Genomic DNA, 25,579 nt, shown 5'->3' with positions numbered 1-25,579 from the left:
GTCAGTGCTGCGGACTCGATCCGCCGCCGAAATGGTTGCAGATCCCGGAAATGACCTGATCGCGCACGGGCGTCGTTTCACACAGCATGTCGTGCCGCGCACCCTCGATCATATGCAGTGTCCCATCGGACCAGTGCGCCATCCGCTGCTGGATCGTCGGGATGTCGACCACCACGTCAGCCGTCCCGCAATAGGTGACACAGGGAATGTCCGGGCAAGGCAAGGCCGTGAGCCGCCGTGTTTCCCCCAATGCCTGCAACAGCCAGCCAAGGCTGGGCCCGCCGATTTGCAGATCGCCAAGCGCCTCTGCCTGTCGGATGAAATACGCATACATCTCCGGATCGCGTGTCAGCCGGTTGCCGTCGAACGCATTGGCCAGAACATAGCATTGACCACCCGTGCCGGGGGCAAAGGCATCGCCCTTGCCGATGGCGCTGGCGAGCCACGCCGTGGGCCATGCCACCGCGCGTTTCTGGGGCGGCAGGTTTATGCCCCACATCGGTGCGGTAAACGCGCAGGCCGATACGCGCAAACCCTCGGACAGCGCACGCAGCGCGATGCAGGCCCCCAATGAATGGCCCATAAGGTACCATGGCTTTGGCAGATCCAGCGCCGTGGCGGCCTCTACCACCGCGGCAACGTCCCGCTGGTAATCGGAGAAGTGACCAACATGGCCGACTTGGCGCTCTCCTGTCATCCGGTCGGACGCGCCCTGCCCGCGCCAGTCGACCACCAGCGAAGCAAAACCTGCATCCCGAAGGCGGGTCACTGTCCGTCCATATTTTTCGATGTATTCGGTGCGGCCCGGAAACACCAGGATTGTGCCCTTGGCCCGTGCAGGGGGTACCCAGACCCCGATGCGCAACCGCAGACCATCATCCGTGCGGACCCAGTACCCGGCGCCAGTGTCCGGTGCCTCGGCGATCTCAAGCCAAAGCGGGGCAGTCTCCATCTCTCGTCTCTCCAGCGGCGCGGGTTCGAACCTTGATGCCCGTCTTTCCACCTGCACCGCAACTGCACAACGTAAAAGAGTGGCGCGCACCCTGCGCACCACTCTCGATGTCGTTCGCCAAAGAACAGCCTGTCAGAGACGCAGGCCAGAGGTTTTGTCAAAAGCGTGGATCAGGTCCGGCTTGATGGTAAAGCCCAGCAGGCTGCCCTTGTCCTCGACCGGCGGCTTTTCGGTCTTGGCGATAAACTCGGTCCCGTTGGGCGTCACCAGATGGACCAGTGCATATTCGCCCAGGTTCTCGACCAGCTCCAGACGCCCCTGCACAGCGGCATTGGCCGCGTCGGTGACCATCATGTGTTCGGGACGCATACCAACCTGTTCGCTGTCGGCCATCGCGCGACCCAAGAGCGGGGCCAGATCCCCGGACAGGTCCGCCTTGGAAAAGAAGTTCATCTTGGGGCTGCCGATGAACTGCGCGACAAAGGCATTGGCCGGGCGTTCATAAAGCTCGATGGGGGATCCCACCTGTTCGATGCGCCCGTCGCGCAGCACCACGATCTTGTCGGCAAGCGTCATCGCTTCGACCTGATCGTGCGTGACGTAGATCATCGTGGTCTTCAGCCGTTCATGCAGGCGTGCAATCTCCAGACGAGTCTGCACACGCAATGCCGCGTCAAGGTTCGACAGTGGTTCGTCAAACAGGAACACCTGTGGGTCGCGGACGATGGCACGGCCAATGGCCACACGCTGACGCTGACCACCCGACAGGTTGCGCGGGCTGCGATCCAGATAGTCGGTGATTTGCAGAATGTCGGCCGCATCCTTGACGCGCCGGTCGATCTCCGCCTCCGCGGTTTTCGCCTGCCGCAGCCCGAATGCCATGTTCTTGTACACTGTCATGTGCGGATACAGGGCGTACGTCTGGAACACCATTGCCACACCGCGCTTGGACGCCGCAACCTCGTTGACCTCGCGATCCCCGATGGCGACGCTGCCACCCGAGATATCCTCGAGCCCGGCAATCATCCGCAGCAACGTGGACTTGCCGCAGCCGGACGGACCAACGAAGACGACAAATTCGCCGTCCTCGATATCGAGGTCCACACCGTGCATGACTTGGGTTGCACCATAGCTTTTGCGCACATCGCGCAGAGTTAGACCGGCCATTTCGCCTCCAATTCTGTCAGCTCACGCCGCAGGGTCGCGGCAAATTCGGGGTAGGTTGCGGGCAAGTCGCCCCAAAGGCGGCGGCTTGTGATAAAGTCTTCGGTGCCCAACATGGCGCGCAGGTCGTCCCAGCTGGGTTCGATGTAGTCAAAGGGCATCTTGCCTGCGGCCACATGGGTGGCAAACACATGCCAGCCCGCAATGCTGCGGATTGCAAAATGCGGCATGATCCCCTGGGCAAGGCAGCCAGCCAGCGTCGGGCGGATAAAGATCGGGAACTTGGCCATCCCGTCCGCACAGATCCGGGCAACCGTGTCGCCAATCGCGCGGTTCCCGAAACGACGAGCGATTTGCACGACATAGTCCGACTTGGAAAACGGCAGATCGACCGTGATCGCAGGCAGAACCTCTTTGGTCTCAAAATCGTGGAAATGCGCGTTCAGGTGCGGCACCCGCATCGCGGCATCAAAGGTTTCCACCCGCTCCAGCGCCGCAAGATAGGCCAACGCCGTGTGCCCACCATTGAGCACGCGGATCTTGGTCTCCTCGTAGGGGTCGACGTCATCCGTCACCGTGACACCCGCTTGGGCGATGTCCGGCATCTCTGCGGCTGCGACGTCCTCCAGCACCCATTGCTTGAAATCTTCTGCCATGATCGGCGCGGCCACGGTGGCGCCCACGATGGATGACAACTCCTCGCCCAGATCGGCGGAACTGCGCGGGGTAATGCGATCCACCATGGAACAGGGGAAGGCGGCGTTCGCCTCGACCCAGGCAACAAGACCAGTGTCACCGCAGGCGGCCAGATAGGCCAACAGGTTGCGGCGCAGCATCTTGCCGTTCTGGCGGATGTTGTCGCAGCACGCGAGCGTCAGCGGCGCGCCACCGTCGGCCACGCGTTTTGTCAGGGCCGCGCGCAAATAGGCATAGACGCTCTGGCCCTTGCCTCCGGCAACCTCGGTGGCGATGGTCGAATCCTGCGTATTCAGATCACCGTTGGGATCGGTGTAATACCCGCTTTCGGTGACCGTAATCGTGACCAGATGCACGGACTGCAAAGCGACCAGCGCCTCGGCGGCGTCCATATCCGTGCTCCAATCAGAAAAGGCCACGTGACTGCGCACCCGGCGCAGCGTGACATCCCCATCGGGCGACACGGATTTCAGGAAATACCCGTCGTGGCGCGCAATGTCCGACGCGGCGATCTCGAAGGCTTGCGCCTCGGAAGGGCGCAGGTTGACCGCGGCAATACCCCAGCGCATGTCGCCCGACTGTTCGATGTAATCATCAAGGTACACGGCCTGATGCGCGCGGTGAAACGCGCCAAAACCCAGGTGCACAACGCCAATCGCGCAGTCTGACCGGTCATACCCGGTGGCATAGATGTGTTTCGGCGCGGCGCTGTTCATGATGTCGTTTCCAGCGGTGGCGCAAGATCCTTGCGCGCAGTTTCACGGTATTCCGAAGGGGTCATGCCTTTGAGCTTCAGGAAATGGCGGTTGAAATTGGCAAGGTTCTTGAATCCCGCCTTGTGGCAGATCGACGTCACCTGATCGTCCGAGGCATAGAGCATCCCGCAGGCCTGCCCGATGCGCACGCTGTTGACGAACTCGACAAAGCCGTGGCCGGTGACCGTCTGGAAATTCCGGCTGAACGTCGCCTGGGTCATGCCCGCCAGATCGGCGGCCTGCGTGACCGAGATCTCTTCCTTGAAATTCTTGATGATGTGATCGACGACCTGACCGATACGGGCATGTTTGCTGCCGCCCTGCGGCTGGATCAGCTTGGTCGCGGACAGGATTTTCTTTTCCGCGTGTTCGTTCAGACGCACGAGGAACCGGACAAAGGCCAGAATGCGTTCCGCGCCCTTGCTGTCCCGGATCGATTCCATGTGACCGCGTGCGAAGGTCGGGTTGAACCCTTCGAACTGGATGCCGGATTGGCTCATTTTCAGGATGTTCAAAACCTGAGAGAACTCGGGAAAGCCCTCGGCCAGCTTTTCCACGCTTTCATGGCTGAACTGCACCAGCATGTCGCGGGTTTCCAGCGGCTCGGACCAGACCTGGTCGGTCACCCAGTTGTGCGGCAGGTTGGGGCCCGTCATGAACAGATCGCCCGCCTTGAAATCACCGATATAGTCGCCGACGAACGCCTTGCCCCGTGACGCGACAATCAGGTGCAATTCGCATTCCTGATGCGCGTGCCAACGGCACAGTTCCGACGGCCAGCCATGTTCCAGATACCGGATGGACCGCGTGCTGCGGTCAACCATTTCGATTTCCGGTTCCATGATCGACATATCATCTACCTCAACACATTGCCGCCATCGACGCCGATGGTCTGGGCGGTCATATAGGCAGATTGGTCAGAGGCAAGAAAGACGGCCGCGCGCGCGACATCCGCAGGCGCACCCATGTATCCAAGGGGCACGGCCTCGCCGACTTCGCGCTTTTTCTGGCCCGGTGCCTTGTTCTCGAACTTGGCAAAGAGCGCGTCGACCTCGCCCCACATCGGCGTGTCGATCACACCGGGGCTGATCGCGTTCACGCGCACCTTGTGTGGCGCAAGCGCAAGCGCCGCAGATTGGGTATAGCTGATCACCGCCGCCTTGGTGGCACAGTAGTGGGCCACAAGGGCCTCGCCACGGTGCCCGGCCTGCGAGGCAAGATTGATGATCGATCCCGGTTTGCCTTCGGCAACCATGGATTTCGCGGTGGCCTGCATCACCGCATAAAAGGCCCGGACATTGACGCCGAACAAACGGTCGTATTGGTCCAGATCACCGGAATCGATCACACTGCCCATGGCGAAAATCGCGGCGTTGTTGAACAGGATGTCGGGCTTGATCTCTGCCACCCAGTCACAGCACGCGCCCAGATCGGCATCGTCCAGCAGGTCGAACCTGCGATAGGTCGCGTCGCCGTCGAACGTATCGGCAATGTCGGTCGCGTACACCTGCGCACCAAGGGCGGCAAAATGCGCGACCGCACTGGCCCCGATGCCACCGACAGCGCCGGTGACAAGGGCTACCTTGCCTGTCAGGTCTGTGGGTGCCGCATCGAGGGTCATTACTTCACCGCTCCGAAGGTCATGCCCTGCACCAGCTGTTTCTGCGCCAGCCAGCCAAAGACCACGATGGGTGCGCAAGCCAGCGTCGACACCGCCGACACCTTGGCCCAGAACAGGCCCTCGGGTGCCTGGAATGACGCGACGAAGGCAGTCAGCGTGCTGGCATCCGTGGTGGTCAGAACGATGGACCAGAATGCCTCGTTCCAGCACAGGATGATCGACAGCAGCGCGGTGGACGCAATCCCACCCCACGCCAGCGGCATCACCACCTGGCGGATCTCATTGAAAGTCGACGTGCCGTCCATGCGCGATGCCTCAAGGATCTCCTTGGGGATCTCGCGGAAATAGTTGAACAGGATCAGCATCACGATCGGCAGGTTGATCATCGCATAGATGATGACCAGCACGGCCTTGGTGTCATAAAGGCCCGAATTCTGCGCCAGAAAATAGATCGGCATCAGAACACCAACCGCGGGCAGCATCTTGGTGGACAGCATCCACATCAGGATGTCCTTGGTCCAGCGACCGGGGTTGAACGCCATGGCATAGGCCGACGGGATCGCGATCAAAAGCGCCAGCAGCGTGCCGCCAAAGGACGTGATGATCGAATTCAGCGCGAACTTGCTGTAGTTGGTGCGCTCGTTGATCTCGGTGAAATTCTCCAGCGTCGGTTCAAAGAACAGCAGCGGGGGAATGGCGATGGCCTGGTTTTCGGTTTTGAACCCGGTCAGGACCATCCAGAAGATCGGAAAGAAGAAGAGCAGAGCCGCCACCCACGCAAAGAAAACGGCGATGCGGTTTTTCCAGATATCGCGTTGCTTGTCTGTCATGGGATTACACCGTCAACGTTTTGCCAATCGCGCGGATCAGGAAGATCGCAACGATATTGGCGAGGATGATTGCAAACACACCACCGGCCGAGGCCACGCCCACATCGAACGCCTGCTGCGACTGGATGTAGATCAGGTAGGTGAGGTTCGTCGATTGCACGCCGGGGCCACCGCTGGTGGTCACAAAGATTTCGGCAAAGATCGCGAGGTGAAAGATCATCTGGATCAGGATCACGATGGAAATCGGGCGCGCCAGATGCGGCAGGGTCAGGTGATAGAACTGCGACCAGAACCCGGCACCGTCCAGCGTGGCGGCCTCTTTCTGCTCTTGGTCCTGGCTTTGCAGCGACGTCATGAAAATCAGGATGGCAAAGGGCGTCCACTGCCAGCTGACCATGATGATGATCGACAAAAGCGGAAAGTCCTGAAGCCATTCGATCGGTGTCATGCCCAGCGCATTGGCGGCAGCGGCAAACAGACCGTTGTTGGGATCCATCAGCATGTTCTTCCAGACCAGCGCCGATACGGTCGGCATGATGAAGAACGGGGAAATCAGCATCACCCGCGCCACCCCACGGCCCCAGAACGGGCGGTCAATCAGCAATGATACAGCGAGACCAAGGACAACGGTGATGATCAGAACCGACCCAACCAGCACAAGCGTGTTGATCAACGCGGGGTAAAAGGACGGATCCGTGTAGAAGAATTCGTAGTTGGAGAGTCCAATGAACCCTTTCCGCTCAGGATAGAGGAGATTGTAGCGGATCGTGGAGAAGTAGATCGTCATGCTGAGGGGGACAATCATCCAGATCAGCAAGAGGACAATACTCGGGGCCTGAAGCCACCTGACAAGCGCTGGGTTCATCTGACCAATCCTAAATGAGAGGGGATAAGGTACTTGGGTGGGTCAGGGGCGACGCATGGCCGCCCCCGACCGTCAGCTTACTAGGCGCAAGGCTTAGTAGTAGCCGGCTTTCTTCATTTCGCGGTCGGCGATCTCTTGCGCGTTGGCAAGGGCTTCTTCGACCGAGATATTGCCCGCAAGCGCGTCGGTGAACTGCTGACCGACAGCTGTACCAATCGCCTGGAACTCAGGGATGGCTGCGAACTGGACGCCAACGTAGGGCGACGGGTTCTGTGTAGAGTTCGACGGATCAGCCGACTTGATCGCTGCCAGTTCTGCCTCGGCAAAACCCGCTGCGGCCTGGAAGTTGGGGTTGTCGTATGTCGACTGACGTGTGCCTGTCGGTACTTTGCCCCAACCGTTGGTCTCGGCAACCAGCTCGATGTACTCTTTCGACGTCGCCCACTCCATGAACTTCATGGCGTCTTCTTTTTGGTTGGTGCCCGCAGGAACGGCCAGCGACCAAGCCCACAGCCAGTTTGCACCACGGTCCGTGATTGCGACAGGCGCTTGGGCGTATGCCATGTTTTCGTTGGTCAGGAACGATGCGGCGATTGTCGCGTCGATCCACATGCCACACTTGCCTTCGTTCATCAGCGCCAGGATCTCGTTGAACGAGTTGGCCGAGGAACCGGGAGGTCCGTAGTTGTTCATCAGATCAACATAGAAGTTCAGGGCATGGTTCCACGCGGGGCTGTCCAGCGCGGGTGTCCAGTCTTCGTTGAACCACTGTGCGCCAAAGCTGTTGGCCATTGTGGTGATGAACGCGGCGTTGTCGCCCCAGCCGGGCTTGCCGCGCAGGCAGATACCGTACTGGTCGTTCTCTTTGTCGGTCATGGCGGCGGCTGCGTCAGCAACGTGACCCCAGCTTGGGCGATCCGGCATTTCCATACCAGCGGCGTCCAACAGGTCCTTGCGGTACATGATCATGGACGACTCACCGTAGAACGGTGCGGCGTACAATGTACCTTCGTGGGACAAGCCACCGCGCATGGCGGGCAGGATGTCTTCGACGTCATAGTCGGCGCCGAAATCCAGTGGCTCCAACCAGCCGCGCGAACCCCAGATCGGGGCTTCGTACATGCCGATTGTCATGATGTCGAACTGGCCACCTTTGGTGGTGATGTCCGTGGTCACGCGGCTACGCAGCGTGCCTTCGTCCAGTGTCACCCAGTTCACGGTGATGCCGGGATTGGCTTCTTCGAACTTGGGTGTCAGTTTCTGCATTTCGATCATGTGACCGTTGTTCACGGTTGCGATCGTCAGCTCGCCAGCAGACGCTGCTGTTGCACCGGCAACAACAAGCGACAGGCCGAGAGCCGTGTTCATTAGAGATTTCATGTTTTTCCTCCCAGAAATCACAGATGCGTTAATCACTGTGCGCCTAACGGTGCGGCAATGTGCGCGCCTCCGCAAATACGATTCCTTCAAAAGCGTGTACGTTTTTTGCAAACACCGGCCATTTTCGACAATGCGGGGCGTCCGACTCTCATAATCCATCTTGGAGGGGAACTGAAAAAGAATCGACAGATTCGCGACGCACGCGCAAAAAATGTGTAGAAAAAAGATCAGTCAGTGGTGGTCAAGCCGGTGCAGCTGCACCACTTCAATACGGCAAACCGACATAATTTTGCGCCATCGCGGCCTGCGCTTCGGGGCTGTCGCGCAGAAATGCCAGCTCGGCCAGCTGCATGTTCCGGTCGAAATCCGACTGGCCGGGATAGCGGTGCATCAGGTTCGAAAACCACCAGCTAAAGCGCTGCGTCTTCCACACGCGGGCCAGCGCGTTGCTCGAATAAGCGTCCAGCTCGTGGCTGTCGCCTGTCGCATAGAACTGGCGCAAACCCTGATTGAGATAATGCACATCGCTGGCGGCCGTGTTCAGCCCCTTTGCCCCCGTGGGTGGCACGATATGGGCTGCATCCCCGCACAGGAACAACCGCCCCCACCGCATCGGCTCGCATACGTAACTGCGCAGCGGCGCAATGGACTTTTCAATGCTGGGCCCAGTGACAAGCGTGTCGGCGGCCGCCTGAGGAATCCGCCGCCGCAATTCATCCCAGAACGCATCATCCGTCCAGTTGTCCGGGCTGTCGCTCATCTCGCACTGGATGTAATAGCGGCTGAGGTTTGCATTGCGCATGGAACACAAGGCAAAGCCCCGGTCCGAGTTGGCATAGATCAGTTCGGGATGCACCGGCGGCGTTTCCGACAGCACCCCCAGCCAGCCAAAGGGATAGACCTTTTCATAGTCGCGGCGCACCGCATCGGGGATCGTCTTGCGGCTGACGCCGTGAAACCCGTCACAGCCTGCCACGAAATCACAATCGATCCGAACGCGTTTACCTTCATGATCAAACATCACATAGGGCGCGTCGGTGTCCGCCCCATCGATCACCACGTTGTCGACTTCGAACCGGGTGTCACCGCCCGTCGCGTCGCGCGCCTCATAAAGGTCGCGCGTCACCTCGGTCTGGCCATAGACCAGAACTGTCGCACCCGTATGTTCGGCGAAGTCCACGCGGAACATCTCGTGGTCATAGGCGATCTGCGTGCCGTCATGGACAAAGCCCTCGGCCTTCATGCGGGCATCGACACCCGCCTCGCCCATAAGGCCGACCAGCCCGCGTTCCAGCACGCCTGCACGGATCCGGCCCAGGACATAGGCGCGCGACTGGCGCTCCAGCACAACCGTCTCGATACCCGCCCGGTGCAAAAGTTGACCCAGCAACAGGCCCGATGGCCCGCCGCCGACTATGACGACCTGAGTGCGCACGAAACCCCTCCCTCACGCGACGTGGCAAACAGTGGACACTCGCCCGCGGCGGGTCAAGCCGCAGACGCTATCCGGCCACCGAACGGGCATAGGCGTTGAATGCGGCAATCTCGTGCGCCGGGGCCGCCTGCCCCGTAAACGCGATCAGATAGCCGGGCACCATCGCCAACCGCGCGTCCAGCGTTTCGCCAAGGTTCGCATCGTCATAGCCCAACTGCATGTAGTAGATCACGCGCGCACGGGCCGTTGCCTCAAGCGGGGCAAAGCCGAACCGCGCGAACATCTCCGTCAACGCTGCAAGCCGCGCATCATCCCCCGCCCGCAGCACCGCATTCACCCGGGCCGACCGCCGCGCCCAGTCGCGCACCGCGAAATCCAGACGATTGTCAAACAATGCCTCGTTGATATTGCAATGAAAGACGTGAATGCAGGCCTCGGTAATCGTCGCGGCGGGCGCATTGGCCTGCGCCACCAGAGCTGCGGTGTTGGTGGCCTGCCAATGGTCCAGCAACGCGTCCAGCAGTTCGGTGCGCTTCTTGAAATACCAGTAAAAGCTGGACCTCGACACGGACAGTCGTGCGGCCAGATCCGCGACTTTGACGGTTTCCACCCCGCCCTGCTTGAGGGCGGCAAGGGCGGCGTTCAGCCAATCCTGCCGCGTGACTTTGACATTCCCGATCAGCGGATCCTTGTCCGGGTCGTCCCGGTGCAGCAGCGGCGCGCCCATCAGTTTTCCGGCGCGCAGCCACCGGCGGCGCTGCGGTCTGCAATGTACTTGCGCAAGGTTTCCAACCGGTCCGCATCATTCGGGGGCGGGGTGAAATCGCGCAGGATCCCTTTCCAGACGTCCGTGGCGCGGTGGGTGGCGTCCACGCTGCCGCGATCCTCCCACGTGCCTATGTTGGCAAAATCCGCGACGACGGGCTCATAAAATTCCGTCTGATACCGTTCCATCGTGTGCGCCGCGCCAAAGAAATGCCCCCCCGGCTGCACCTCTTCCAGCGCGTCGATGGCGATCTCGGCCTCTTCTGCCGGGGTCGCGGTGCACAGTTCCGCCACCATCTGCAACACTTCGACATCGGTGATCAGCTTTTCATAGGACACCGACAGCCCACCCTCCAGCCAACCGGCCGCGTGCAGCGTCACCGTGGCCCCGGCCAGCAAACAGCCCCAAGTCCCGAACTGTGTCTCGTTGGCAGCCTGCGCATCGCCCAGGTTCGCCGCCGACCCCGATGCACAACGCCACGGCAACCCGATGTGCCGCGCCAGTTGCCCTGCGGCCAGCGATGCCTTGAAATGCTCCGGCGTGCCAAAGATCGGCGCGCCGGATTTCATGTCCACATTCGACGTGAACGTACCATAGCACACGGGCGCACCTGGGTTCACCAACTGGCCCAGTGCAATGGCGGCCAGCGCCTCGGCATGGGACAGCGTCATGGCCCCGGCCACGGTGATCGGCGCCATGGCCCCCATCAGGGTGAACGGCGTGATGATCGCCATCTGCCCGGCCCGCGCGAAATCCATCACGCCCAGCGCCATGGGGATATCCAGCTGGCGGGGCGAGTTGGTGTTGATGATGGTATAGCAATGCGACGCCGCTGCGAAATCTGCATCCGACAGGCCGCGCGCGATCTGCAACATCTCGAACGCTTCGGTCACCTGTCCCGTGCCGCGGGAATAGATGAACGGCACCTTGTCCGTCAGCTCCATCTGACCCAGCGTCATGGCGTAGTGGCGCAGGTGAATGGGCACGTCCTGCGGCTCCACCAGCGGCGGGATCATGTGCAGCACGTCGAAATGCTGCGTCAGGGTGATCAACTCGCGAAAGTCCTGCTCCGTCCCCGGTCGACGGCCCCGTTCCAAATCCGTGGCGTGGGGACAGCCCGCCCCCGGTTGAAAGATCATTGACCCCAGTTCCATGACCTGATCCCGGTCGGGGTGACCCGCAATCAGGGGAAAGGATTTGGGGGCCCTGGCCAGCGCCGCCTCGATGATGTCGCGCCCGATATGCACCATCTCGGTGCCCTCATCGACCCGCGCACCCGCCTTGCGGAACTCCGCGCGGGCGGCGGGCAACAGCACCTTGATCCCCAACCGCTCCAAGACGTCCAGCGCAGCGTCGTGCATCGCAGCGATGCGATCAGGCGGGAACACATCCATCGGCGGGAACGGATTGCGCAGGCGGCGGTAATCCGTCTGCCGCGTCTTGGCTGGCGGGGCGCCGCGCCCGCGTCTGCGCCGGGGTTGGTCAGTCATCCCCGCATCGCCTTGCCCGCCGGATCATAGGGCGACGCCGCCACCACCCGCGCGTCCCGCTCAACGCCCACGATATGCACCGTCAGCGCGCTGCCCTCGCCCGCACAATCGGCATTGACCAGCGCCATGGCCAGGGATTTGCCAACCGTATGCCCGTAACCCCCTGAAGTGACAAAGCCGACCTTGGCCCCGTCCTTCCACACCGGCTCGTACCCCGAGGCATCCGCTCCGTCGGCATCTACCTCAAGTGTCACTTGCAGTTGCGCCGGCCCATTGCCATCCCGTTCGGCCAGCGCGGCGTCCTTGCCCACGAATGTCTTGTCCCAGTCGATCCAGCGGTCCATGCCCGTCATGCCGGGGGTGTAACCTTGGGTGAACTCCGCCGACCAGATGCCAAAGCTCTTCTCCAGCCTCAGCGACAAGAGCGCGTTGAACCCGTATTCGATCATCCCCTCGTCCGCGCCTGCCGCCAGCAGCGTCTTGCGCAGTGTGATGTGATCGCCCATGCGGCAGTGGATCTCGTACCCCATCTCGCCCGTGACCGACAGCCGCCCGACCTTGCAACGCAGCATACCGATATCAAAGTCCCCGCAGCCCATGAACGGCAGATCGCCCACCGCACCATCCGTCAGCTTTTCAATCACGGCCTTCGATCTCGGCCCGGACAGCGAGAACCCCGCCATCTCGTCCCCCAGATCCCTGACTGTCACGCCGTCCATCATGTGATCGTCAAACCACCGCATGTGCCAGGTCCGCAGATAATAGCTGCCCATGATCCACCAGGTGCCGTCGCCCCAGTTGAACACGGTCAGATCACCCTTGAGCCGCCCGTCCTCGCCCAGCATCGGGGCCAGCCGCGCGCGCCCCGGACCGGGCAGGCGCGATGCCATTACATGGTTCAACCACGCCTCGGCGTTTTCCCCGGTGACCTCGAACCGCGAGAACCCGCTGATGTCCAACAGGCCCACGCCCTCGCGCACGCCCTTGCACTCGGCAGCGACGATATCAAAGGCGTCTGATCGCTTGAGCGACGGCGTCTCTTTGAACCCCTGCGGCGCAAAGTACAAAGGCACCTCCATGTCCCAGCTTTGCCCCCATTGGCACCCGGCGGCGGTCATGTCCGAATAAGCGGGCGCGGTTTTCAGGGGCCGCCCCGCGGGCAGCTGTTCGTTGGGATAGGTCATCACGAACCGGCGGGAATAGAACTGGCCGGTCGTTTCCTTGATGTACTGCTTGTTCTCGGCCCACACGCCATAGCGGGCGACATCCATGCCATAGACATCCGCCTCCGGCTCTCCGTGGATCATCCACTCGGCCAGGCTCTTGCCGACGCCGCCCCCTTGCAGGAACCCGGCCATGACCGCACAGGCCGACCAGTATCCGCGCTTGCCCGGCACCGGCCCCACCAGCGGGTTGCCATCGGGCGAGAATGTGAACGCCCCGTTGACCCATGTCTTGACGCCCACGTCCTGCAAGGCCGGATAGCGTTCAAACCCCATGATCAGCTCTTTTTCGATGCGATCCGGGTCTTCCTGCTGCAACTCGAACCCGTAGTCCCACGGCGCGCCATCCATGTTCCAGTGCTGGTGATCAATCTCGTAAATGCCCAGCAGCACGCCTTTCTGATCCTGCCGCAGATAGGTGAACCCCTCCAGGTCAACTGTCATAGGCACTTCGAAATCCAGCTCTTCGAGCGCGGGGATGCTGTCGGAAATCAGGTAATGGTGGTTGAGCGGGGACACCGGCAATTCGATCCCCGCCATGCGCCCCACCTGCTTGGCCCAGAGACCCCCGGCATTGACCACATGTTCACAGGAAATCGTGCCCTTTTCGGTCACCACGTCCCAACCTTGCAGGGTCTGGTTCAGCTCAAGCACCCGGTTGTGTTCGATCACCGTGGCGCCACGTTTCTTGGCCGCCGTGGCATAGGCGTGCACGGTGCCCGTGGTGTCGATATACCCCTCGCGGTCGGCCCACATGCCGCCCAAAAGACCCTCGCCCGACATGATCGGGTTTAGCTCCACCGCTTCCTCTACGCTGACAAGGCGGCAATCCTCGATCCCGATGGACTGGAACGTGCGGTAGGCAGATTGCAGCCATTCCCACCGATCCGGCGTGCCCGCCATGGTCAGCCCCCCGGTCATGTGCAGGCCGATGTTCTGACCGGATTCTTCCTCGATCTCGGACAGCAAATCGATGGTATAGGCCTGAAGCTGCGCGATGTTCGGATCCGCGTTCAGCGCGTGGATACCACCCGCCGCGTGCCAGCTTGACCCCGCCGTCAGCACCGACCGTTCAACCAGCGCCACGTCCGTCCACCCCATCTTGGCCAGGTGGTACAGCACGGATGCCCCCACGACCCCGCCGCCAATCACCACAACCCGGTAATGCGATTTCATGTCTGTCCCCTGTCGTCAGTCCGCGTGTTGGGGTCAAGCATCGGCGAACTGGACAGACCTGTCCAGTACTTTTGCGACACGAGCGCGCCGGGGTGCGACACCAATGGCCGGACAGGTGGATGTCAGTCGATGCTGTCCGTCAGGTGCTTGCGCAACACCGACTCCAGATGGGTTTTGACACGTTCGTACCGCGTCGCAGGCACCGGCGTGGACAGTGCATAGATGTCGCCTGCGGCATCACTGATGGCAAAGCCCAGTGCGCAGACACCCTCGGTATGTTCGTTTTCATCCCGCGCAAGCGCGCCGTCCCGAATGGCCTGCACCTCGCTCAGCAGATCGGCAAGGGGGCGGTCCGGGTTGCCGTCCAGCTCATCAAGGATCAGGCGTGTGGCCCGCGCAGGCTCCATCGCGGCAAGCGCCGCCTTGCCATTGGCGGTCGTGGTCAGGGGGAACCGCTCGCCAATGCTGGACACGGTGCGCAACCGCTGGCTGCCCACGACCTGATCGACAAACAGCATCCCGTCGCCGTCCAGCACAGCCAGATCAACGGTCTCTCCGGTCTCATCGGCGATGCGTTTCATCACGGGGCGCAAACGGTCGCGCATATCGGCCTCCGCGGCCTGGGCCAGGCTCTGGATCTCCGGGCCCAGCTTGATTCCCCCATAGCCCTTCTCGGTCGAGATGAACCCCTCGACCGACAGCGCGGCCACGATCCGCTGTACCGTAGAGCGGGGCAATTTCACACGGGTCGCGATCTGGCCCAGGCTCAGCCCGCCAGTATCCTCGCCCAAAAGGCGCAGGATGTCAGCCGCACGGGATATCACCTGAATACCCTGATTTTTATGAGAAATATCGCCGTCCACCTGCCGCCTCCGTCGCCGCATACGCCCCTGATTGGCGTGGCTTAGCCTAAGCAGCGGCGGGTTTCAAATCAATGCTTGACCGCATTACGGTACATACGCACCATCATGCAGAACACCTACAACCGCTTTTGGGAGGAACGGATGGTCGTCAATATTCGCGGGATCGATTTCCAGGAAAACGACAACAACGATATGGGGCTGGAGTTCGTGAACCTCAGCCACCGCTACGGGTTCCAGTGCCCGAACTGGCCGTACTTCAAGGACGTCCAGATCGACCGCAAACACTACATGGCCAAATCCGGCGTGCTGTCGCAGACGATCACGACGACAATGCACGTCACCACCCACATCGACGCCCCGGCGCACGTGGTGCAAGGCACGCCCTTTATCGACGAAGTGCCGCTGCCGCATTTCTTTGGCACCGGGCTGGTCGTGGATATCCCCAAGAAGAAGTGGGAACAGATCACCGGTGACGATCTCGAAAAGGCCTGTGGCCACGCCATCCGCAAGAACGACGTGCTGATCATCAACACCGGCTGGCACAAGCAGTACGAGGACGGCGACTATTTTGCCTATTGCCCCGGTCTGGTGCCGTCAGCGGCCGACTGGATGGTGGAAAAGGGCGTGAAAGTCGTGGGCCACGACACACAGGCCAATGACCACCCGCTGGCCACCGCCATCGGCCCACAGCGGAACGGCCCCATCCTGCCACATCTGGAGCAAGAATACCTCGAATGGTCGGGCGGCACGCCGTGGGAGGTCGACTTCCCCGAGTGGGAGCCCGTGCACCAGAAACTGTTCAAGAACGGCATTCTGGGCATCGAGAACGTGGGCGGCGATCTGGACCGGGTGACGGGCAAGCGCGTGACCTTTGCGTTTTTCCCCTGGAACTGGGATCGCGGCGACGGGTGCATCATCCGGCTGGTCGCGATGATGGACAAGGATCAAGCCTACCGCATCGAGGCGGGCGAGACGTTCTAAGGAGCGGTGCGCGCCAAGCGCGCACCCTACAGCGCCGGGGTAGGGTGCGCGGTTCCCGCGCACCTCTGGGAGGAGACCCGACATGCTTGTCAAACGATTTGAAGATGCCACACCCTACGAGGCGCCAAATCACTGGGGCGTCACCGGATTGCGCCTGCAAGGGTTCGAAGATGGCGGCCCGGAGAACCAATGGGTCGGCTTTTCGCAATTCCTGCCCGGCGGCGGCGCCGGTCCGGACGCGACGCCCTTCGAAAAGGTCTATGTCGTGCTCGAGGGCGAGATGACCGTCACCATTGACGGCACCGACACGGTCCTGTCCGCCATGGACAGCTGTACCATCCCCCCCGGCGAAATCCGCACCATCGAAAACCGCAGCAACCACATCTGCAAGATGCTGGTCGTCATCCCCTACCCCCAAGGAGGTCGGCCATGAGCCTCGACAATCCGCTTTCCTTCTTTGATGTCTCGGGCAAGGTCGCGCTGATCACCGGCGCGTCCGGGGCCTTTGGCGCGGTCGCCGCCCGCTGTCTGTCGGGGGCGGGGTGCAAGGTCGTGCTGGCCGCGGGCAACGCCGACGCGATGGCAAAGGTCGCCGACACCTGCACCGGCGATACCCACCAGATCAACGCCCGCCCCGACAGCGAAGACGCCTGTGCTGCGCTCGTCGCCGAAACGGTCGCCAAATACGGGCGGATCGACATTCTGGTCGTGGCCTCGGGCATGAACAAGGTCGCCAAGATCGGCGACATGGAGCCGTCCACCTTTGAAAGCGTCATGGACGCCAATGTCACCCAAAGTTGGCTGATGGCACGCGCCGCCAGCGCACAGATGCAGGCGCAAGGCGACGGCGGCAAGATCGTCTTGATGTCCTCTGCCCGCGGCCTTCTGGGCCACCCTGCAGGCTACACCGCCTATTGCGCGTCCAAGGCCGCCGTCGACGGCATCACCAAGGCGCTGGGATGCGAGCTTGGGCCCACCGGCATCACCGTCAACGCGATTGCGCCCACGGTCTTCCGCTCCCCGCTCACGGCGTGGATGTTCGAGGACACCGACGCCGCCAAAACTGTGCGCGACGGGTTCCTGACCCGCGTGCCCAAGGGCCGGCTGGGCGAGCCCGAAGATCTGGCAGGGCCGCTGCTGTTCCTCGCCTCAAAGGCGTCGGATTTCTACACCGGGCATATCCTCTATGCCGACGGCGGGTACACGGCGGGATAACCCATGACCAAGAACCAGCAAATCGCCGTCATCGGAGGCGGCCTCATGGGCCACGGCATCGCGCTGACCTTTGCGCGCGCCGGGCAATACGTGACCGTGACCGACCCCAATGCCGACATGCTCAACAGCGTGCCGCAGCGCGTGTCCGACAGCCTGCGCCTGCTGGGCGCCGACGATGCCGAGATTGCGCGGGCGCTCAAGCGGATCGAGCTGTGCAGCACCGTGCAAACGGCGGTGCAGGACGCCGCATTCGTCTTCGAAGCGGCGCCCGAGAAACTGGCGCTCAAACAGTCGATCTTTGCCGAGGTCGAAGCCTACGCGCCCGCGTCGGCCGTGCTGGCCTCGAACACCTCCGTCATCCAGATCACACGCATCATGGAAGGGCTGACAACCCGGCACCGTGCCCTTGGCACCCACTGGTGGAACCCGCCGCACATGATCCCGCTGGTCGAGGTGGTCAAAACGGAATGGACCGATCCGGCACTTGCGGACAGCATGCACGCCCTGCTGGCCGATGCGGGCAAGACGCCCGTGATGGTCGAAAAGGACGTGCCCGGTTTTATCGGCAACCGCCTGCAACACGCCATGTGGCGCGAGGCGATCAACCTTGTCGAACAGGGTATTTGCACCGCCCAGGCCGTGGACGATGTGGTCAAGGCCAGCTTTGGCCGCCGCCTCGCCGTGCTGGGGCCGCTCGAAAACGCCGATCTGGTGGGGATCGAACTGACACAGGACATCCACGCACAAGTGCTGCACGATCTGGACGCGCGGCCCGCGCCCTCGCCCTATCTGCAAACGCTGCGCGATGCGGGACGCGACGGGATGGCCGCAGGCGCGGGCTTCCGCGACTGGCCCCGGGGCGCGCTGGAAGAAACCAAGGCGCGCATCGCCCGCCACCTGTTGCACATTGATGCCCTGCTGGACGGCGAAACTTGACCGGGATGGCCCAAGCCCAGCACCATCGGCAAGACACATAAGAAAGAGGCGCACAGACGCCCGACCAATGACGACAGCATAATCTCAGGGAGGAGAGACATGACTTACAAGGCAAACAGACGGACGATTCTGGGCGGGCTCGCCGCCACCGTGGCATCGCCCGCGATCCTGACGGCGACACGGGCCTACGCCGCCAATCCGACGATCAAGGTCGGCTTTGTCACGCCCTCGACCGGGCCGCTGGCGGGGTTCGCCGAGGCGGATGACTATATCCTCGAAGGGCTGCGCGCGCATTTCGCGGGCGGGGTCACCAACAATGGCAAGACCTACAATATCGAGATCATCAAGAAGGACAGCCAGTCCAACCCCAACCGCGCCGCCGAAGTGGCCGCCGAACTGATCCTGTCGGACGAGGTGGATATCATCACCGCCGCCGCAACCCCCGACACCACCAATCCCGTGGCGGATCAGGCCGAAATCAACGAAGTGCCCTGTGTCACCACCGACGCCCCGTGGCAGCCCTATTTCTTTGGCCGCGGCGGCAACCCGGCCGAAGGGTTCCAGTACACCTACCACTTCTTCTGGGGGCTAGAGGACGTCATCGCCAACTTCACCGGCCTGTGGAACGACAGCGGTGTCGCGAAAAAGGTCGGCGGGCTGTTCCCCAATGACGCCGACGGCAATGCATGGGGCCATCCCGAACTGGGCCTGCCCGCACCGCTTGCCGCGCAAGGGTTCGAATTGATCGATCCGGGCCGATTCCAACCGCTCAACGACGACTTTTCCAACTATATCGCCGCATTCAAGGACGCAGGCTGCGAGATCGTCACCGGCGTGATGATCCCGCCGGATTTCGGCACCTTCTGGGCGCAGGCCGCGCAACAGGGGTTCAACCCCAAGGTCGCGACCATCGGCAAGGCGCTGCTCTTTCCCTCGGCCATCGCGGCACTGGGCGATCGTGGCGTGGGCCTGACCACGGAAATCTGGTGGTCGCCGAACCACCCGTTCAACTCGTCGCTGACGGGCACGTCCGCAGGTGATCTGGCGGGCGGCTATACCGCCGCGACAGGCCGCCCCTGGACCCAGCCCATCGGGTTCAAGCACGCGCTGTTCGAGGTGGTCGCCAACGCCATCAGCCGGGCCGAGGATCTGGACGATCCCGACGCCATCGCCGCCGCCATCAAGGGCACCAACATGTCGACGATCGTGGGCGACGTGAACTGGTCCGCAGGCCCCGTGCCCAACGTGTCGAAGACACCGCTGGTCTCGGGCCAATGGCAGAAATCCGGCGACGGTGTCGAACTGGTCATCACCAACAACAGCCACGCCCCGCAGATCCCTGTGGGCGGTGACCTGCAACTGTTGGGTTAAGCGAACATGCCCGCCCTGTTGTCCATCTCCGGTCTGCACAAGTCCTTCGGGGCTGTTGTGGTGGCCGATGGCACCAGCTTTGAGGTGGCCGAAGGCGAAGCCGTCGGCATCCTCGGGCCCAACGGGGCGGGCAAGACATCCCTCTTCAACCTCATCACCGGGGCGCTGCCCCCGGATGCGGGCACCATCACCTTCGGGGGGCAGGACATCTCGGCCACCGGGGCCGCGCAACGCTGCAAGATGGGCATCGCGCGATCCTTTCAGGTGCCGCAGCCCTTTGGCGGCATGACCGTATTCGAAAACGCACTGGTCGGCGCGATGGAAGGCGCGGGCCTGCGCGGCGCCGAGGCCGAGGCCCACGTGCTGTCGGTGCTGGACGACACCGGCCTTCTGCTCAAGGCCAATGTCCGTGCCGGAACGCTGACCCTGCTGGAACGCAAGCGGCTCGAGATGGCGCGCGCCCTCGCCGCGCGTCCCCGGCTGCTGCTGCTCGACGAAATCGCGGGCGGCCTGACCGAGGCGGAATGCACCGCCCTGATCGAAACCATTCAACGCGTGCACGCGGGTGGCACCACGATCATCTGGATCGAACATGTGGTGCACGCCCTGCTTGCCGTGGTCGAACGGCTGATCGTCATCGACTTTGGCAAAAAGATCGCCGAAGGCCCGCCCAAGACCATCATGGACAGCGCGCAAGTCAAGGAAATCTACCTGGGGGTCGATCCCGATGTCTGATCCGGTTCTGACCCTGTCCGGGCTCGACGCCCATTACGGGGATTTCCAGGCGCTCTATGGCATCGACATGGATGTCCACGCCGGCGAGGTGATCGCGATCATCGGCGCCAATGGCGCGGGCAAGACGACGCTGATGCGGTCGATCTCGGGCCTTTTGGGCAATGGCGCGGCACAGGTCCGGTTCAAGGGCCAGCCCATCGGCGCGCTGCGCGCCGATCAGGTCGCCTATGCCGGTATCGCGCTGGTGCCCGAGGGCCGACAGCTCTTTCCCTCCCTCTCGGTCGAGGAGAACCTGAAACTCGGCGGCACGGTCGGACGGGCCGGGCCATGGGGGCTGGACGCGGTCTATGACCTCTTTCCGGTGCTCGCCGAACGGCGCGCCCAGCCGTCGACCTCCCTGTCGGGAGGCCAGCAACAGATGGTCGCCATCGGGCGGGCGCTGATGTCGAATCCCGACCTGATCCTTTTTGACGAAATCAGCCTCGGCCTCGCGCCGGTGATCATCAAATCCATCTATGACGCCCTGCCGGGCATCGTGGGCGACGGCATGACCGCGATGATCGTCGAACAGGACATCACCAAGGCGCTGGCCGTGTCGTCCCGCGTCTATTGCCTGCAAGAGGGGCGCGTGTCGCTGACCGGTCGGGTCGAGGACATCACCCGCGACCAGATCACCGCCGCATATTTCGGAGTCGCACCATGATCGAATGGGTCAACGCCGTCGTCCAGGGCGTTTTGCTGGGCGGGCTTTATGCGCTCTTTGCCGCCGGGCTGTCGCTGATCTTCGGGGTCATGCGGCTGGTCAATATCGCCCATGGCGACCTGATCATCCTCGCCGCCTATCTGGGCCTGTCCACCACCGTGATGCTGGGCATCCACCCGTTTGTCGCCCTGCTGATCGTGATGCCCGCGATGGCCGGGATCGGGTATATCCTGCAACGGGGCCTTTTGAACCAGACCCTGGGCCCGGATATCCTGCCGCCGCTCCTTGTGACGTTCGGGCTGTCAGTGATCCTGCAAAACGCCCTGCTTGAAGGGTATACCGCCGATCCGCAGAAACTGAACGCAGGTGCCATCGAAACGGCAAGCCTGTCGGCGGGCGGGCTGACCATCGGGGTGCTGCCGCTCCTGACCTTTGCCATGGCCATCGCGGTCATCGCGACGCTGCAATGGGTGTTCTATGCGACCGCCCTCGGGCGCGGATTCCGCGCGGTGTCCGACAATCAGGACATCGCCCAGCTGATGGGCCTGAACAAGGCGCATGTCTTTGGCCTCGCCATGGCGCTGGCCCTTGCCGTGACCGCCATCGCGGGGATTCTTCTGGGCGTCCGCACCAGCTTTGATCCCGCCATCGGCGGCGGGCGGCTGATCTTTGGCTTCGAGGCGGTGATCATCGGCGGGCTGGGCAACATCTGGGGCACTCTGGCGGGCGGCGTCATCCTTGGCGTGGCCCAGACCGTGGGCGCCAAGATCGATCCCGGCTGGCAGGTGCTGGCCGGACACGTCGCCTTTCTGATCGTTCTCGCCGTGCGTCCAAACGGCCTGTTCCCGAGGGTAGAGCATTGAGCACCGCAACCGTCACCCGCGCCACCCGCGCCAGCCGCATCGCGATGATCATCGCGGCCCTTGCTCTGATCGTCCTGGCCCTCGCCCCGTGGTGGGCGGGCCGCGCCGACCTGCGCCTGATGGGCGAGATCTTTCTCTACCTGTCGCTGGCCTGCCTGTGGAACCTGATGGCGGGCTATGCGGGCCTCGTGTCCGTGGGCCAGCAGGCCTTTGTGGGCTTTGGCGGCTACATGCTCTTTGCCCTCACGATCTTTGGCGGGCTGCACCCGATTGCGGCGATCCTGCTGGCCGGGGTGCTGGCGGCCGCGCTGTCGGTGCCGGTCGCGGCGCTGATATTTCGGCTCAAGGGGGCCTATTTCGCCATCGGCACATGGGTCGTGGCCGAGGTGTTCCGCCTGACTTTCGCCCAGATCTCGGCGCTGGGGGGCGGGTCCGGCACATCCCTGCCCGTGGGCATCGTCAAATCGCTCGCCGATGGCCGGTCGGCCCGCGAGGCGCTCAGCTACTGGCTAGCGCTGGGGGCGGCGGTCACGGTGATGGCCTGTGTCTACCTCTTTCTGCGCTCACGCCGGGGCCTTGCCCTGACTGCCATCCGCGACAGTGAAACTGCCGCCGCAGGCCTCGGTATCGACATCTGGCGCACCAAACTCGAGGTCTACGTGGTCACCTCCGCCTTCACCGCAGTCATCGGCGGGCTGCTCTTTCTGCAAAAGCTGCGGATCTCGCCTGATGCCGCGTTTTCCGTCAACGACTGGACGGCCTTCGTGATCTTCATCGTCGTCATCGGCGGCATCGGAACGCTGGAAGGGCCGATCATCGGCACGCTCCTCTTTTTCCTGCTGCGCGAAACCCTTGCGGATTTCGGCACAATCTATCTCATGGTTCTGGGCGCCGTAGCGATCGTCATCATGCTCAAGGCCCCCAAGGGCGTCTGGGGCCTTGTGCGCGACCGTTACGACCTGGAACTCTTCCCGCTCAGCTACCGCGTCAACACACAGAACAAAGGCAACTGATCCATGGCCAAGAACAAAACCATCATCACATGTGCGGTCACGGGGTCGATCCACACGCCGACCATGTCCGATCACCTGCCGATCACGCAGAACGACATCGCCGAACAGGCCATCGCCGCCGCCGAGGCTGGGGCCTCCATCCTGCACCTGCACACCCGCGACCCCGACGACTTCCGCCCTTCGGTCACGCCCGACCACTACGCGCCGATCCTGTCGCGCGTGAAACAGTCGACCAATGCGGTGGTCAACATCACCACCGGCGGCGCGCCCACGATGCGGATCCGCGAACGGATCGAGGCCGCAACCCGCTTCAGTCCGGAAATGTGCAGCCTCAACATGGGCTCCATGAACTTTGCCTTTCACCCGCTGGCCGGGCGCTATGACGATTGGAAATACGACTGGGAAAAGGACTATGTCGAAGGGTCAGAGGCGAACATCTTCCGCAACACCTTTGCCGACATCCGCGAGGCCGCCGAGACGCTGGCCCCCCATGACATCAAGTTCGAGCACGAATGCTATGACGTGGGCCACCTCTATAACCTGAAATTCTGCATGGCGCAGGGTCTGTTCAAGGCACCGGTGTTCATCCAGTTCATCTTTGGCATCCTTGGCGGGATCGGCCCCGAGATCGACAACCTGATCTTTATGAAACGCACCGCCGACCGGCTCTTTGGCGACGATTATCGCTGGTCCGTTCTGGGCGCGGGCGGCGCGCAGATGCCGCTGGCCACCACGGCCAGCCAGATGGGCGGCAATGTGCGCGTGGGCCTCGAGGACAGCCTGTTCATAAACCGTGGCCAACTGGCCGTGTCGAACGCCGAACAGGTGGCCAAGATCCGCCGCATCGTCGAGGATCTGGGCAACGAAGTCGCCACCCCCGACGAAGCCCGCGAAATCCTCGCGCTCAAGGGCGGGGATCGCGTGGCGTTCTGATCGCGGTTGGGAAATTGGTCGGAGTGAGAGGATTCGAACCTCCGGCCCCTGCCTCCCGAAGACAGTGCTCTACCAGGCTGAGCTACACTCCGACCGTGCCGGGCGGATTACTCCGGCACACGGTCTTTGGCAAGTGCCTTGTCGCGGTGCCGCCCGCTGGTCATCAGGCTGCTGACACGAAAGGTGCCGGGTGTCCCGATCCGCGTCCGGGTGCGGAGCACGGGCGTGTTCTCCGAATTGCCCGGCGTGCTTTCGCGGAACACGATGAACAGGCCCGACCCGATGATGATCGCCGCCCCCACACCGGTGAACAGATCCGGCGTCTCGTCAAAAAAGATCAGCCCATAGGCCGTGGCCCACAGGATCTGCGAATACTGCATCGGCGCCACGATGGCCGCCTCACCCGTCTGGTACGCCGCGATGATGAACCGTCCCGCAACCCACGCCATGACCGAGATGATGGCCAGCATGGCCAAGTGTTCCCCCGGCATCGGCTCATAGACAAAGATCAGCGCCACCCCCATGACGATGAAATTCGCCACCATCGGATAGAGCAACAGCACAACCGTGCGCTCCTCGGCCCCGATCTTGCGCACGACAATCGACGCAAACGCCCCGGCAAAAGCCGCCAGAATCGCCGCCGCATGCCCCAATGTCAGGTCCGTCGCACCGGGCCGCAACACCACCATGACCCCGGCCAGCCCGACCATCACCGCCAACCAGCGCGGCAGCCGCACCTTTTCCCCCAGAACGGGGATCGACAGCACCGTGATCAGCAGGGGCGTGGCAAACAGGATCGCATAGGTCTGCGTCAACGGCAGGTTCGAAAACGCATAGAACGCCGACACGCCCGTAATCACCGCGCCCACCGTCCGCACCGCCATCCACCACGGATGCACCGGCAACAGCGTACCCGGCTTGGCGTCCCGCATCAGCATGATCGTCGCCAGCGGAAAGCTGAGCAAGACGCTGAAGAACACGATCTGGATCGGGGAATAGCTCGCACCCAGCGTCTTGATGAACACATCGTGCGTGGAAAAGATCCCAAAGGCGATCAGGGCCAGCAGGGCCCCTTTGACGTTGGATGACATGGCGTACGCTTTGATAGGGTTTTTCAAGGTTCAACAGCACGCGGGCCGGAATGTCCACCGACCCGCGCCTTGTCACGGTCAAATAGTCATATAGCCAAGGCACCTTGCCCAAAAATGAACTGCCAGCGGCTGCCGTCACTCATTGTGACGAAACCGGAACCGGTACTCGCCGACTGGAACACCGCCGTACCGACTCCGCGCAGGCCGTTGTTGCACACCACCGGGAAACTGACGGAGCTGATGTCGGCAAACTTGTCATAGGTGCCGGAGCAGACAGCAGTGCCATTGGTCGCGTGAAAACTGCCACCGTGCAGGAACGTGTCTGTGGCGGACCCCCGGAACGTCATTCCGTTTTCGCCGATGACGGTCACGGGATAGGCGAGGTCGCAAGCGGCAACACCGCCAAGAACAAGACCGCACAAAGCGGCACGCAGAGAAAAAAGAGACATGGAAATTCCTTTGATACGTTGAATATGGATCAAACGTGGTGACCACGCCGTTCCATCCCAAGTCAGGAATACC

25 protein-coding genes and 1 tRNA gene are annotated in these 25,579 nt (G+C 62.4%); 10 read left to right on the top strand and 16 right to left on the bottom strand.

Translation table 11 applies throughout. The features are described from left to right. Position 1: 1 nt before the first annotated feature. The 13 genes from Q0949_RS00355 to Q0949_RS00295 form a co-directional block, all read right to left on the bottom strand. Positions 2–952, bottom strand: a complete 951-nt coding sequence (locus Q0949_RS00355) for an alpha/beta hydrolase (protein ID WP_299366920.1) — start codon at positions 950–952, stop codon at positions 2–4. Between the two features lie 132 nt (positions 953–1,084). After that, complete coding sequence (ugpC, locus tag Q0949_RS00350) at positions 1,085–2,119, bottom strand: sn-glycerol-3-phosphate ABC transporter ATP-binding protein UgpC (RefSeq protein ID WP_299366917.1); 1,035 nt, start codon at positions 2,117–2,119, stop codon at positions 1,085–1,087. Further along, the gene (locus tag Q0949_RS00345; protein ID WP_299366914.1) at positions 2,107–3,528 is read right to left on the bottom strand and encodes a mannitol dehydrogenase family protein; all 1,422 of its coding nucleotides are present in this window, start codon (positions 3,526–3,528) and stop codon (positions 2,107–2,109) included. The genes ugpC and Q0949_RS00345 overlap by 13 nt, the downstream gene beginning before the upstream one ends. Continuing rightward, positions 3,525–4,418: an AraC family transcriptional regulator gene (locus Q0949_RS00340; RefSeq protein ID WP_299366911.1), complete on the bottom strand. Its 894-nt coding sequence runs from the start codon at positions 4,416–4,418 to the stop codon at positions 3,525–3,527. Before Q0949_RS00340 ends, Q0949_RS00345 begins: the two co-directional genes overlap by 4 nt. Positions 4,419–4,423: 5 nt before the next feature. Continuing rightward, positions 4,424–5,188: an SDR family oxidoreductase gene (locus Q0949_RS00335; protein ID WP_299366908.1), complete on the bottom strand. Its 765-nt coding sequence runs from the start codon at positions 5,186–5,188 to the stop codon at positions 4,424–4,426. Continuing rightward, positions 5,188–6,018, bottom strand: a complete 831-nt coding sequence (locus Q0949_RS00330) for a carbohydrate ABC transporter permease (RefSeq protein WP_299139435.1) — start codon at positions 6,016–6,018, stop codon at positions 5,188–5,190. Before Q0949_RS00330 ends, Q0949_RS00335 begins: the two co-directional genes overlap by 1 nt. 4 nt (positions 6,019–6,022) lie before the next feature. Beyond that, positions 6,023–6,883, bottom strand: coding sequence for a sugar ABC transporter permease (locus Q0949_RS00325; protein ID WP_299366905.1), 861 nt, complete (start codon positions 6,881–6,883; stop codon positions 6,023–6,025). A gap of 93 nt (positions 6,884–6,976) precedes the next feature. Then, a complete protein-coding gene (locus Q0949_RS00320; RefSeq protein ID WP_299366901.1) occupies positions 6,977–8,263 on the bottom strand; it encodes a sugar ABC transporter substrate-binding protein in 1,287 nt (428 codons plus the stop codon). Positions 8,264–8,528: 265 nt separating this feature from the next. Beyond that, positions 8,529–9,698 (bottom strand): 4-hydroxybenzoate 3-monooxygenase, encoded by a 1,170-nt coding sequence (pobA, locus tag Q0949_RS00315; protein WP_299366898.1) that lies wholly within the window; start codon positions 9,696–9,698, stop codon positions 8,529–8,531. Between the two features lie 67 nt (positions 9,699–9,765). Next, complete coding sequence (locus Q0949_RS00310; protein WP_299369457.1) at positions 9,766–10,428, bottom strand: TetR/AcrR family transcriptional regulator; 663 nt, start codon at positions 10,426–10,428, stop codon at positions 9,766–9,768. Continuing rightward, entirely contained in the window at positions 10,425–11,954 is a 1,530-nt protein-coding gene (locus Q0949_RS00305) for a trimethylamine methyltransferase family protein (RefSeq protein ID WP_299366895.1), read from the bottom strand. Before Q0949_RS00305 ends, Q0949_RS00310 begins: the two co-directional genes overlap by 4 nt. Next, positions 11,951–14,353 (bottom strand): FAD-dependent oxidoreductase, encoded by a 2,403-nt coding sequence (locus Q0949_RS00300; protein ID WP_299366891.1) that lies wholly within the window; start codon positions 14,351–14,353, stop codon positions 11,951–11,953. Before Q0949_RS00300 ends, Q0949_RS00305 begins: the two co-directional genes overlap by 4 nt. Before the next feature lie 122 nt (positions 14,354–14,475). Beyond that, positions 14,476–15,177, bottom strand: coding sequence for an IclR family transcriptional regulator (locus tag Q0949_RS00295; RefSeq protein WP_299366888.1), 702 nt, complete (start codon positions 15,175–15,177; stop codon positions 14,476–14,478). 144 nt (positions 15,178–15,321) lie between these two features. On the opposite strand from Q0949_RS00295, the gene Q0949_RS00290 reads away from it, so the two are divergent. The 10 genes from Q0949_RS00290 to Q0949_RS00245 all read left to right on the top strand — a co-directional run bounded on the left by Q0949_RS00290 (position 15,322) and on the right by Q0949_RS00245 (position 23,966). After that, entirely contained in the window at positions 15,322–16,197 is an 876-nt protein-coding gene (locus Q0949_RS00290) for a cyclase family protein (RefSeq protein WP_299366885.1), read from the top strand. Between the two features lie 82 nt (positions 16,198–16,279). Continuing rightward, on the top strand, positions 16,280–16,630 hold the full coding sequence (locus tag Q0949_RS00285; RefSeq protein WP_299366882.1) for a cupin domain-containing protein: 351 nt from the start codon (positions 16,280–16,282) through the stop codon (positions 16,628–16,630). Then, positions 16,627–17,412, top strand: a complete 786-nt coding sequence (locus Q0949_RS00280) for an SDR family oxidoreductase (RefSeq protein ID WP_299366879.1) — start codon at positions 16,627–16,629, stop codon at positions 17,410–17,412. Before Q0949_RS00285 ends, Q0949_RS00280 begins: the two co-directional genes overlap by 4 nt. Positions 17,413–17,415: 3 nt before the next feature. Beyond that, entirely contained in the window at positions 17,416–18,348 is a 933-nt protein-coding gene (locus Q0949_RS00275; protein WP_299366876.1) for a 3-hydroxyacyl-CoA dehydrogenase NAD-binding domain-containing protein, read from the top strand. Positions 18,349–18,447: 99 nt separating this feature from the next. Further along, a complete protein-coding gene (locus tag Q0949_RS00270) occupies positions 18,448–19,719 on the top strand; it encodes an ABC transporter substrate-binding protein (RefSeq protein WP_299366873.1) in 1,272 nt (423 codons plus the stop codon). Between the two features lie 6 nt (positions 19,720–19,725). Then, complete coding sequence (locus tag Q0949_RS00265; protein WP_299366870.1) at positions 19,726–20,454, top strand: ATP-binding cassette domain-containing protein; 729 nt, start codon at positions 19,726–19,728, stop codon at positions 20,452–20,454. Further along, positions 20,447–21,157, top strand: a complete 711-nt coding sequence (locus Q0949_RS00260; RefSeq protein ID WP_299366867.1) for an ABC transporter ATP-binding protein — start codon at positions 20,447–20,449, stop codon at positions 21,155–21,157. The genes Q0949_RS00265 and Q0949_RS00260 overlap by 8 nt, the downstream gene beginning before the upstream one ends. Continuing rightward, positions 21,154–22,020 (top strand): branched-chain amino acid ABC transporter permease, encoded by an 867-nt coding sequence (locus Q0949_RS00255; RefSeq protein ID WP_366523956.1) that lies wholly within the window; start codon positions 21,154–21,156, stop codon positions 22,018–22,020. Before Q0949_RS00260 ends, Q0949_RS00255 begins: the two co-directional genes overlap by 4 nt. Then, a complete protein-coding gene (locus Q0949_RS00250) occupies positions 22,017–23,033 on the top strand; it encodes a branched-chain amino acid ABC transporter permease (protein ID WP_299366865.1) in 1,017 nt (338 codons plus the stop codon). The genes Q0949_RS00255 and Q0949_RS00250 overlap by 4 nt, the downstream gene beginning before the upstream one ends. A gap of 3 nt (positions 23,034–23,036) precedes the next feature. Continuing rightward, a complete protein-coding gene (locus tag Q0949_RS00245) occupies positions 23,037–23,966 on the top strand; it encodes a 3-keto-5-aminohexanoate cleavage protein (protein ID WP_299366862.1) in 930 nt (309 codons plus the stop codon). Positions 23,967–23,981: 15 nt separating this feature from the next. Here Q0949_RS00245 and Q0949_RS00240 read toward each other — a convergent pair. From Q0949_RS00240 to Q0949_RS00230, 3 genes are all read right to left on the bottom strand, one after another. After that, a tRNA-Pro gene (locus tag Q0949_RS00240) sits at positions 23,982–24,058 on the bottom strand. A gap of 15 nt (positions 24,059–24,073) precedes the next feature. Further along, positions 24,074–25,057, bottom strand: a complete 984-nt coding sequence (locus Q0949_RS00235; protein WP_299366859.1) for a DMT family transporter — start codon at positions 25,055–25,057, stop codon at positions 24,074–24,076. An 86-nt stretch (positions 25,058–25,143) separates the two neighbouring features. Continuing rightward, entirely contained in the window at positions 25,144–25,506 is a 363-nt protein-coding gene (locus Q0949_RS00230) for a hypothetical protein (protein ID WP_299366856.1), read from the bottom strand. Positions 25,507–25,579: the final 73 nt, after the last annotated feature.

Source organism: uncultured Tateyamaria sp. (assembly GCF_947487805.1).
In the GTDB taxonomy this organism is placed as follows: Bacteria; Pseudomonadota; Alphaproteobacteria; order Rhodobacterales; family Rhodobacteraceae; genus Tateyamaria.
Note: the sequence above shows the minus strand (reverse complement) of the source record. Positions and strands in the feature narration are given on the sequence as shown.